Source organism: Streptomyces sp. 8N616, assembly GCF_052246385.1.
Lineage (GTDB): Bacteria > Actinomycetota > Actinomycetes > Streptomycetales > Streptomycetaceae > Streptomyces.
In genome coordinates this window covers 109,226-119,246 of the sequence record NZ_JBQQBY010000026.1, presented here as the reverse complement: position 1 = coordinate 119,246, position 10,021 = coordinate 109,226, and the positions used below count along the sequence as shown (strand labels likewise).

The following is a 10,021-nucleotide window of genomic DNA, read 5'->3' as shown; positions in this document are numbered from 1 at the left end:
GTGGACGGTTTCCCACCCCTCCACCGGAAGGGGTGAACGGACGTGACTTTCGAGGGAGATCGGCGTTGCGACGCGGTACGAATCCCCGTGCCGCGCCGGACCCCGGGCCGGACACCGGGATCGCCCGCGCCCGCCCTGCTGGTCACGCGCGGGTGACCAGCAGGTCAGACGGGAGGTCAGACGGGCGCGAGCTGCCGCCGGGTAGTGCGGCGGGCCGCCGCGCGCCCCGGGTCGAGCGCCGGTACGGCGCCCAGCAGCTGCCGGGTGTACGCGTGCTGCGGCGCACCGTACACCTCGTCGACCGCCCCCTGTTCGACGATCCTCCCCTGACGCATGGCCGAGACCCGATCGCTGACGTCCCGTACACCGCCAGGTCGTGCGCGATGAAGACCAGCGCGAGGCCCGGCTCCCGCTGCAACTCGGCGAGCAACGAGGTGACTTGGGCCTGGGTGGTGACGTCGAGCGCGGAGGCCGGCTCGTCGCAGACGACGATCCGGGGCCCGGGCGCGAGGGCGCGGGCGATGCCGACGCGCTGGCGCTGGCCGCCGGACAACTCGTGCGGATAGCGGTGGTACTGATCCGGATCGAGCCCGACCCGCTCCAGCAGCTCCTCCACGCGCGCGTGGATACGTGCCTCGTCGCGCTCGCCGGCCGCACGCAGCGGGTCGGCGACAGTTGACGCATCGGAAAAGGACCTCTCGGTTGCTGCGAGCGGAAAGGGATGGGTGGCAGGCAGCAGCGACGGTCGCCCGTACGGAGAAACGTGGGACTGCGCCTGCAGACGGAAGTCGCCCGGGGCGCGGTCGAGAGCGTAAAAAGTCGGGGCTGAAGGCCCTGGATTCAGGAAGTCCGACGCGCGTCGGGTCAGGCGTCAGCGACAGAGGGCGTCGGCTACGCGGTGTCGGGTCACGCCGATGAACGCCAGCTCAATGGCGGTGAGATCGGTGACGGGACGGTGCGACATGGGCAGACATATGAACGAACTCAGGCCGAGCGGCTTTCGGCCCCTGTCAGCGCGGGCCCTCAACTCCTCGGAAAGGGCCAGGGGTTGGGCTTGCAGATGACACCGTCGGTCGCCAGGTACTTGGTCTGCTGCATCATGACCGGCGCCAGGGCACCCGTCTTGGGGCAGCCCTCGTGGCTGTGCCCGAGCCGGTGGCCCACTTCGTGGTTGATCAGCATCTGCCGGTAGGCGAACATCTTGTCGTCGCCGTACGTCTCCGCGCCCTGAGCCCACCGGTACGCGTTGATCATGATGCGCTCGGTGGAGGCGGAGTCGCAGGACACGTTGTCGACCGTCGTGTCCAGGCCGGACTTCGCGCACCAGGTCGCGGTGGTCCGGGGGCTCGCGAGGGTGATCACCCAGTCCGCGTCCCCGGACGAGACGCGCTCGAAGGTGCGGGTGCCGCCCTGGCCCCAACTGCGCTCGTCGTTGAGGGTCTTGTGCACGGCCTGCGCGAAGAGCGCCCCGTCGAGCGGAAGTCCCTTCTCGACGTCCACGCGGTAGCGCACGACCTGGCCCTTGCCGGGCGCCTTGTCGTGCCCGCCGACGGCCTCGAAGTCGCCGGACCCGGCGAGCTTCTCGTCGAGCGGGTACGTGGCGGCCATCTTCTGGGCGTACGTCAGGGGCGCGGCGGGGGGCCTGGAGGGTGTCGGCCGGTTGTCGGAGCGGGAGGCGTCGCCGTCGTCCTTGCGGGGGACGTCGGTCGTGGCCGGTGACACGCTGCGGGTCAGATCGCCGCCGGCCATCTGGCCTGCGACGACGACGGCGAGCACGGTGGTGACGGCCGCGGCCGCGACGCCGGTCAAGGCCCGGCCCTTCCCGCCCTTGGCGCGCCGCGCACCGGCCTCGGCGTCGTCGAGCGCCGGCTCCTCATCGGGCATCCCCGGGTCCGAAGCCCCGGCGGGGTAGACGTCGTCATCGAAGGCATCGATGAACTCCTGGCGCGGCCGCGGCACGAAGACGCCTCCCGGCGGGTTTTGTACGGCGGCGGCCGCCGCGGATCCGGCAACGGCCCCGGGCGCGCGCCGCCCAGCCGCGCCATATGCAGGCACACCGTGCGGGGGCGTCCCCGGACGCCCGCGGCCCTGGCCGCCCTCGAAAACCGGAACCCCCTGCGCCGGCGTCGCATCCCCAGCACCACGAGCCCGCGCCCCGCCCTGCGGCGGCATCCCCTGCCCGGCACGACCGCCACCGGCCTGCGGCACACCATGGTGCGGCGTGCCCTGCCCGGCACGACCCCCCGGCCCACCGAACTGCGGCACACCCTGCGCCGGAGTCGGCTGACCCGGCCCCCCACCCCGCCCACGCAGCACACCCTGCGGCGGCGCCCCCTGCCCTGCGCGTCCACCGCCAGCCTGCGGCACACCCTGCGGCGGCATCCCCTGCCCGGCACGACCGCCGCCAGCCTGCGGCACACCGTGCGGCGGCGTCCCCTGCCCGGCACGACCCCCCGGTCCACCGAACTGCGGCACACCCTGCGCCGGAGTCGGCTGACCCGGCCCCCCACCCCGCCCACGCGGCACACCCTGCGGCGGCGCCCCCTGGTGGGCGGCGGGGGTGCCGTACGGCGGGGTGCCCCAGGCGCCGCCCGGCTCGCGCTGTTCGGGGTGACCGCCGCGGACTCCCGGCGGCGGAGTCGCGGGGCCCGGCGCGCTCCGGGCGGCGGCTGCGCCGGAGGCGGCGTCCCGCCCCGGCGCTATCTCCGTGGTGTCGGCCGCTTCCGTGCGGCCGCGACGGCTATGACGTCCCACGCGTCGATTCAGCTCCTGCCCGCATCGCCGGCCCCGGCCGCACCCGTATCCGCGGCCACCTCGTCATCCAGCAGCTCGCGGAAGGCCCGCGCAACCGCCTCGGGATACTCCATCATCGCCACGTGCCCGGCCTCCGGGAGGGTCAGCAGCCGCGAGTCGCGGAAGGCCTGGGAGGCCCGATTCGCCATCCGGAAGGAGACGAGCTTGTCACGGCCGCCGTACACGAGCAGCGTCGGCGCGAGCACCCGTTCCGCCTGCCGCCACAGGGAATGCTGACCGCCAAGCGTGTACGCGTCAACGACCCCGCGCGAGGAACGGGCCATCACATCCCAGAAGTACGGCAGTTTGAGCCGCCGTTCGTACTCACGTACCGCCGCCGTGAAGCCGTCGGGGTCGACCCGCCCCGGATCGCCGTAGCAGAGGCCCAGCACCTCGAGGGTGCGCCGCTCGGCGGTCCACGTCCTGGTCAGCCGGGCGAACAGGGACGTCACGCCGGGCACCGCCAGTAGCGCGGTCGGCAGCGCCGACAGCTGCGGGGGCCGCTCGGGCAGTGCAGGCGAGACCAGCGTGAGCGTGCGCACCAGGTCCGGCCGGACTGCGGCCACGCGCGTGGTGATGGCCCCGCCCAGCGAGTTCCCGAGCAGGTGCACGGGCCCGCGCCCGGCGGCGTCGAGATAGCGGATGACGGCCCGCGCATGCCCCGAAATGGAGTAATCGCCGTCGTCCGGCGGAGTCGAGTACCCGAACCCCGGAAGGTCGATGGCCTCGCCGTCCACCCGGTCCTCGAGCGCCTCCATCAGCGAGGACCAGTTGAGCGAGGAGCCGCCGAGACCGTGGACGTACAGCGCGGGCGGCAACCCTTCGCGGGCCGGCGGCCGGGCCCGTACGGCCAGATTCAGCCCCGGCAGGGCGACCGGCCGCATCTCCTCCCCTCTGCCGGCAAGGGCACCGCGCGCGTGGGTTGCCGCGTGCGCGGCGCGGGTACCCGGCAGCTCGGTCGAAGACATGCGGCAATGTTACGAGACGATCACGCTGTGGTTTGTGTGTTCGCCATCACACCAAGTCATGGCGCCCGGGCACGGCCTCTCATAGGCTCGTGTAGAGGGCGCTCGCCCTGGAAAGGGGAGCCACCATGTCTGTCGACCCGACCGATCCGGAAACCTTCGAGAACGATATCGACGAGGCGGAGGAGTACGACGTCGAGGCCCCGGAGGCCGACGCCGCCGAGCAGCATGCCGAGCTGGTGGAGCAGCGCGATGCGCCCCTGGGAGAGCGCTCGCTGGACTCCGCGAACCCCGCGGACGCCAGCGAGCAGACCCGGGTGGTCGAGCTGAATGAGGACGACTACCGGTGACCTGCCCCTTTTGTCAGCCCCCTCGCAGGCCGCACAGAGTGTCCGGTCAGTGAAATTCTCGGCCCGCACCGCGCACACCTGGGTTACCCAAAAGTACGATGGCGGACGCGGCGGACACGGCGTCGCCGCACAGCGGCACAACCCAGCCGCATAGCGGAACAACCCATTGGGAGGCGGCGTGACAGCCATCGAGCAGACCGAGGCGCGCCCGCGAGGCACGCGCCTGCCGCGCCGAGCCCGACGTAACCAGCTCCTGGGCGCGGCCCAGGAGGTCTTCGTCGCGCAGGGCTACCACTCGGCCGCGATGGACGACATCGCCGAGCGGGCCGGAGTCAGCAAGCCGGTGCTCTACCAGCACTTCCCCGGCAAGCTGGACCTGTATCTGGCCCTGCTCGACCAGCACTGCGAAGCCCTGCTCCAGGCGGTGCGCGCCGCGCTCGCCTCCACCACGGACAACAAGCAGCGCGTCGCCGCCACCATGGACGCCTACTACGCGTTCGTCGAGGACGAGGGCGGCGCCTTCCGGCTGGTCTTCGAGTCCGACCTGACGAACGAGCCCGCGGTCCGCGAACGCGTCGACAAGGTCAGCCTGGACTGCGCGAAGGCCGTGAGCGAGGTCATCGCCGAGGACACCGACCTGCCGGGCGAACAGGCGATGCTGCTCGCGGTCGGGATGTGCGGCATGGCGCAGATCACGGCGCGCTACTGGCTGGGCTCCGGCCAGCAGCTGGACCGCGACGCGGCCGCCAAGCTCGTCTCGTCGCTGTCCTGGCGCGGCATCGCCGGCTTCCCGCTGCACGGCGCGAGCCAGCCGCACTGACCGCGGCGCACACCCGCCCCGCCCGCTGTTCGCTGCAGGCGTGCACGGCTGACGGCTTGCAGGCCCCCGCACCGGGCTAATGTGTGCTGCGTACGGCGCGGCTGACCGCGCACCCCAACTGACCGTCGGAGGGACGAAGCCGTGGAGGTCAAGATCGGCGTGCAGCACGCGCCCCGCGAGATCACCTTGGAGAGCGGGCAGTCTGCCGAGGAGGTCGAGCGCGCGGTGGCGGAGGCGTTCGTCGGCAAGGCGCAGCTGCTGACCCTGGTGGACGACCACGGCCGCAAGGTCCTGGTTCCTGCCGACCGGCTGGCCTACGTGGAGATCGGCGAGCCGACTGCCCGCAAGGTGGGCTTCGGCGCCGCGTAACCACGCTGACCAGCAGAACGTGTGCCGGCGGTCCGGCGGTCGGATTCGACCACCGGGCCGCCGTACGTGTGTCCCCCACTGGCCGAGTGCGGAGGATTACGTTCCGAGAGGCGGGGGTACGACGGCCGTGGACCGGTTTGCACCTGCTGTTCGGCTGTTGTGCGGGAGGGACGAGAACATGATCCTGGAAGCGCTCGGCTCGGTACTCATCGGCCTCGGAGCCGCCTACGCGGCCGCCCGCTGGCTGCCCGAGCGGCTCCCGGCACGCCCTCTGGTGCTGACCACCGGTGCGGTCGCCGCCCTCTTCGGCGGCCTCATCACGTACACCGTCGTGGGCTCGGGATACCCGCTCGCGACGCTGCTCGGGGCGCTCGTCGTGGGCGTGGCCCTGCTGTCGCTGCTCATCAGGCCCGCAGGACGCTGGGTCCGCCGATCAGCCGCGGCCTGACGGTTCTCGGACCGCCGGGCCGCAGCCATAGAGGCCCTCGGCTCGTGAGCCGTAGCAGGACCCCGGCTCGGAAGCCGTACGGGACGCCGGCTCAGGCCGCGAGGCCCAGCGCGGCCATCCGCTTCGTGTGCGCCTCGGTGATCCGCGAGAACATCTTGCCGACCTCCGCCAGGTCGAAGCCGTCCGCGACCCCGCCGACGAGCATGGTCGACAGCGCGTCCCGCTCCGCCACGACCCGCTGCGCCTGGCTGAGCGCCTCGCCCATCAGCCTCCGCGCCCACAGCGCGAGCCGCCCGCCGACCCGCGGGTCGGCCTCGATCGCGGCCCGTACCTTCTCGACGGCGAACGACGCGTGCCCGGTGTCGTCGAGCACCCGGAGCACTAGGTCGCGGGTGTCGGAGTCCAGCCGGACCGCGACCTCCCGGTAGAAGTCGCTCGCGATCGAGTCCCCGACGTACGCCTTGACCAGGCCCTCGAGCCAGTCGGACGGCGCGGTCTGGCGGTGGAACTCATCCAGCGCGGCCGCGAACGGCTCCATGGCCTCGGTCGGGGTGACGTCGATCGCCGCGAGCCGGTCCCGCAGCTGCTCGAAGTGGTGGAACTCGGCGGAGGCCATCTTCGCCAGCTCGGCCTTGTCCTCCAGCGTCGGCGCCAGCTTGGCGTCCTCGGCGAGCCGCTCGAAGGCTGCCAGCTCGCCGTAGGCCAGGGCGCCGAGCAGGTCCACGACGGCCGCCCGGTACTGCGGCTCCGCGGATGCCCGGGCCCAGTCCAGGGCAGCGATCCCGGTGAGCTTCTCGGCGTTTCCGGTGTCGGTCTCGGCGGTGGCGGTGGTCTCGTCAGGCGTCTCCATGGAGCGCACAATAGCCCGCTCACGCCCGTACGGAAGTCCCTGGTCAGGCACGCGCGACGCACCGGGCCACACGAATGACCCAACACATGTGCGCGAATCCGGGGTATGGTGGTAATGAGCCCACCGGGAACACGGTGGGTGATCTGATGAATGCGGATGCCCGGTCGTTGGCCCGATCGGCTCCGACCGACAGCCCTCCCCGCGGAGCGTGCGTCTTGTGCGCGCCGCTGAGCGAGGGGCCCGCTCGCGGCGCGAGTGGATGCGCGAGAGTCAGTGGTCCTGCGCCAATGGCGGCCACCCACGGCCGATTGACTCCGGGGCGCGGTTACGACCCTCCTCGCCCTCCCCCGCCGCGTTTCACAGAAGAGGCGAAACCCCTGACTACGTTTCGAGAACTCGGGATCCTTCCCGAGACCGCTGAGGCCCTTGAGGCCGTTGGCATCACAGCCCCCTTCCCCATCCAGGAGATGACGCTCCCCGTAGCCCTCTCCGGCAGCGACGTCATCGGACAGGCCAAGACCGGAACCGGCAAGACGCTCGGTTTCGGTCTTCCGCTGCTGGAGCGCGTCACGGTCCCCGCGGACGTCGAGGCCGGCCGGGCCAAGCCCGAGCAGCTGTGCGACAGCCCGCAGGCGCTCGTCGTCGTCCCCACCCGCGAGCTCTGCCAGCAGGTCACCAACGACCTGCAGACCGCGGGCAAGGTCCGTAACGTCCGCGTGCTGTCGATCTACGGCGGCCGGGCGTACGAGCCGCAGGTCGAGGCCCTGAAGAAGGGCGTCGACGTGGTCGTCGGCACCCCCGGGCGGCTGCTGGACCTGGCCGGGCAGAAGAAGCTGCGGCTGTCCGCCGTCAAGGTCCTCGTCCTCGACGAGGCCGACGAGATGCTCGACCTGGGCTTCCTGCCCGACGTCGAGAAGATCATCCAGCTCCTTCCGGCCAGGCGCCAGACCATGCTCTTCTCGGCGACGATGCCGGGCCAGGTCATCTCGCTGGCGCGGCGCTACATGTCGCAGCCCACGCACATCCGGGCCACCGCCCCGGACGACGAGGGCCAGACCGTCGCCAACACCACCCAGCACATCTTCCGCGCGCACTCGCTCGACAAGCCGGAGCTGGTCTCCCGCATCCTCCAGGCCGACGGCCGGGGCCTCGCGATGATCTTCTGCCGTACGAAGCGGACCGCGGCCGACATCGCGGAGCAGCTCTCGCGGCGCGGCTTCGCGTCGGGCGCGGTGCACGGCGACCTCGGCCAGGGGGCGCGCGAGCAGGCGCTGCGCGCCTTCCGCAACGGCAAGGTGGACGTGCTGGTGTGCACGGACGTCGCGGCGCGCGGTATCGACGTCGACGGCGTGACCCATGTCATCAACTACCAGTCCCCTGAGGACGAGAAGACCTACCTGCACCGCATCGGCCGCACCGGCCGCGCGGGCAAGTCGGGTATCGCGGTCACGCTCGTCGACTGGGACGACATTCCCCGCTGGAAACTGATCAACAAGGCGCTGGACCTGCCGTTCGACGAGCCGGAGGAGACGTACTCCACCTCCGAGCACCTCTACGAGCTGCTGGGCATCCCCGAGGGCATCACCGGCGTCCTGCCGCGTGCCGAGCGGACCCGGGCGGGGCTCGACGCGGAGGAGATCGAGGACCTCGGCGAGACGGGCGGCCGCGGCAAGCGCGGCGCGCGTGGCGGGCGGTCCTCCTCCGCGGAGTCGGAGGACCGGCCGAAGCGCACCCGCGCGCCGCGTGAGCGCCGCCGGATGCGGGGCGGCGTACCGGTGGACGGGGACGCGGCGGAGGCCGCGACCACGGCCACGGCGACCACGGCCGAAACGGCGGAGGCCGCCGAGGCTCCGGCGGACGCCCCGAAGCGTCCGCGACGCCGGCGCCGTACGCGCGGCGGTGCCGGGGCGGCTCCGGAGGCCGCGTCGGCGGCCCAGTCCGAGGCGCAGCCCGCGGCAGCGGAGGGCTCTGCGGACTCGGCGGACTCGGGTGGCGAAACCCCCAAGCCCCGCCGTCGCCGCCGCACCCGCTCCCGCACGACGGCTGCGGAGCCTACCCCGGAGAGCTGACCCTCCACAGCAACAACGCCGGTGGCCCGCCCCCCACGTGGGGGGGCGGGCCACCGGCGTTTCCGATGACCGCCCGCGTGGAACCCATCGCGCCCAGAGGCCGACACCCTGCCGCAGGGGTGCGGCCACCAGGCCAACGCCGCCGGCCCCCGCGGCCTCGCACCACCCCGCCCCGCCCGCAGGAACCGCAGCCCCCGGCCCGGGGCGCCAACTGAAACCTGTTGGCCCGAGGCGTGGCCGTGGGCTCGTACCAATCCGCTCCGCCCGCGGGAACCCTGGGTGCCCAACCGCCGGGCACCCACGGGAACGGGGGCCAGAGGCCGAAGGGAGGGCTGGTTGCAGGCGGAACGGCCCGGCGGCAGCGGCTTGGCGTGTGCGGCGGATAGCCTCGTCCGCATGAGCAGGCCGCCCTTCCTCGCCCTCCCCCCGTGCGCCCGCGCGCACACCCTCCACACCGCGCGCGGCGACTTCGCCGTCCACGAGGCCGCGCCTCCCGCCGGGGCCCTGCAGCGCGGCACTGCGCTGCTCGTGCCCGGGTTCACCGGCAGCAAGGAGGACTTCATCGCTCTCCTCGAACCTCTCGCACAGCGCGGGTTCCGGGTCCTCGCGGTCGACGGCCGCGGGCAGCACGAGTCCGGCGGCCCGCGCGACGAGAGCGGCTACGCGCAGGAGGAGCTGGCCCAGGACGTCCTCGCGCAGGCCGCCGCGGCGCTCGGCGGCAGCGGCAGCACGGACGGCACGACCGCCGGCGGCATCGACGGCGGCACCGGCGGCAGCCCGCTGCATCTGCTCGGGCACTCCCTCGGCGGCCTGATCACCCGCGCCGCCGTGATCAAGGACCCCTCCCCCTTCGCCTCCCTCACCCTCATGAGCTCCGGTCCCGCATCCATCGCCAAGACCCAGCAGAAGCGCACCAGCATGCTGATCGACGCGCTCGTCTCCACCCGCGCCGACATGGAGGCCGTCTGGCGCGCGATGCGCGAGCTCGACCCGCCGGAGGCCGCGGAGGCGTCGACACCGCCGGACGTCGCCGAGTTCCTGCACCGCCGCTGGCTCAGCACGGTCCCCGAGCAGCTCATCGCGGCCGGACGGCAACTGATGGGCGAGCCCGACCGGGTGCCGGAGCTGGCGGCCGTACCGCTCCCGAAGCACGTGCTGTCCGGGGCGGTCGACTACGCGTGGCCGGTGCCGCTGATGGACGACATGGCCGTACGCCTCGGCGCCCGCCGCACCGTGATCCAGGACGCCGAACACTCCCCCGCCGCCGAGCGCCCCGAGCCCACCGCCCGCGCGCTCGCCGACTTCTGGGAGCAGGAGTACCCGACTGTGGCTTGAGCGTGTGCCGTGGCGACCAGGA

Annotated in this window: 8 protein-coding genes and 2 pseudogenes; 6 read left to right on the top strand and 4 right to left on the bottom strand. The window is 72.8% G+C overall.

Features of this window, described 5'->3' with window-relative positions:
- Positions 1 to 176: 176 nt before the first annotated feature.
- From ACTWQC_RS23665 to ACTWQC_RS23655, 3 genes and pseudogenes are all read right to left on the bottom strand, one after another.
- Positions 177 to 673 (bottom strand): annotated as a pseudogene (locus tag ACTWQC_RS23665) (ATP-binding cassette domain-containing protein); the annotation flags it as partial.
- A gap of 350 nt (positions 674 to 1,023) precedes the next feature.
- Positions 1,024 to 2,382, bottom strand: coding sequence for a DUF3152 domain-containing protein (locus tag ACTWQC_RS23660; RefSeq protein ID WP_443317803.1), 1,359 nt, complete (start codon positions 2,380 to 2,382; stop codon positions 1,024 to 1,026).
- A gap of 380 nt (positions 2,383 to 2,762) precedes the next feature.
- Positions 2,763 to 3,761 (bottom strand): alpha/beta fold hydrolase, encoded by a 999-nt coding sequence (locus tag ACTWQC_RS23655; RefSeq protein ID WP_443317798.1) that lies wholly within the window; start codon positions 3,759 to 3,761, stop codon positions 2,763 to 2,765.
- A gap of 125 nt (positions 3,762 to 3,886) precedes the next feature.
- Here ACTWQC_RS23655 and ACTWQC_RS23650 point away from each other — a divergent pair, with 125 nt between their 5' ends.
- The 4 genes from ACTWQC_RS23650 to ACTWQC_RS23635 all read left to right on the top strand — a co-directional run bounded on the left by ACTWQC_RS23650 (position 3,887) and on the right by ACTWQC_RS23635 (position 5,745).
- Positions 3,887 to 4,108 carry a hypothetical protein gene (locus ACTWQC_RS23650; RefSeq protein WP_443317797.1) on the top strand — a complete coding sequence of 74 codons (222 nt, stop codon included), beginning with the start codon at positions 3,887 to 3,889 and terminating at the stop codon, positions 4,106 to 4,108.
- A gap of 178 nt (positions 4,109 to 4,286) precedes the next feature.
- The gene (locus ACTWQC_RS23645) at positions 4,287 to 4,928 is read left to right on the top strand and encodes a TetR/AcrR family transcriptional regulator (protein ID WP_443317796.1); all 642 of its coding nucleotides are present in this window, start codon (positions 4,287 to 4,289) and stop codon (positions 4,926 to 4,928) included.
- A gap of 141 nt (positions 4,929 to 5,069) precedes the next feature.
- Positions 5,070 to 5,297 carry a DUF3107 domain-containing protein gene (locus ACTWQC_RS23640; protein ID WP_443317795.1) on the top strand — a complete coding sequence of 76 codons (228 nt, stop codon included), beginning with the start codon at positions 5,070 to 5,072 and terminating at the stop codon, positions 5,295 to 5,297.
- A gap of 178 nt (positions 5,298 to 5,475) precedes the next feature.
- Positions 5,476 to 5,745: a hypothetical protein gene (locus ACTWQC_RS23635; protein ID WP_443317794.1), complete on the top strand. Its 270-nt coding sequence runs from the start codon at positions 5,476 to 5,478 to the stop codon at positions 5,743 to 5,745.
- Positions 5,746 to 5,836: 91 nt separating this feature from the next.
- On the opposite strand, the gene ACTWQC_RS23630 is transcribed toward ACTWQC_RS23635, so the two are convergent.
- Positions 5,837 to 6,595, bottom strand: coding sequence for a ferritin-like fold-containing protein (locus tag ACTWQC_RS23630; protein ID WP_443317793.1), 759 nt, complete (start codon positions 6,593 to 6,595; stop codon positions 5,837 to 5,839).
- Between the two features lie 259 nt (positions 6,596 to 6,854).
- Here ACTWQC_RS23630 and ACTWQC_RS23625 point away from each other — a divergent pair.
- Together ACTWQC_RS23625 and ACTWQC_RS23620 are read left to right on the top strand one after the other, a co-directional pair.
- Positions 6,855 to 8,658: pseudogene (locus tag ACTWQC_RS23625) on the top strand (DEAD/DEAH box helicase); the annotation flags it as partial.
- 402 nt (positions 8,659 to 9,060) lie between these two features.
- Positions 9,061 to 9,999, top strand: a complete 939-nt coding sequence (locus ACTWQC_RS23620; protein ID WP_443317792.1) for an alpha/beta fold hydrolase — start codon at positions 9,061 to 9,063, stop codon at positions 9,997 to 9,999.
- Positions 10,000 to 10,021 lie beyond the last annotated feature (22 nt).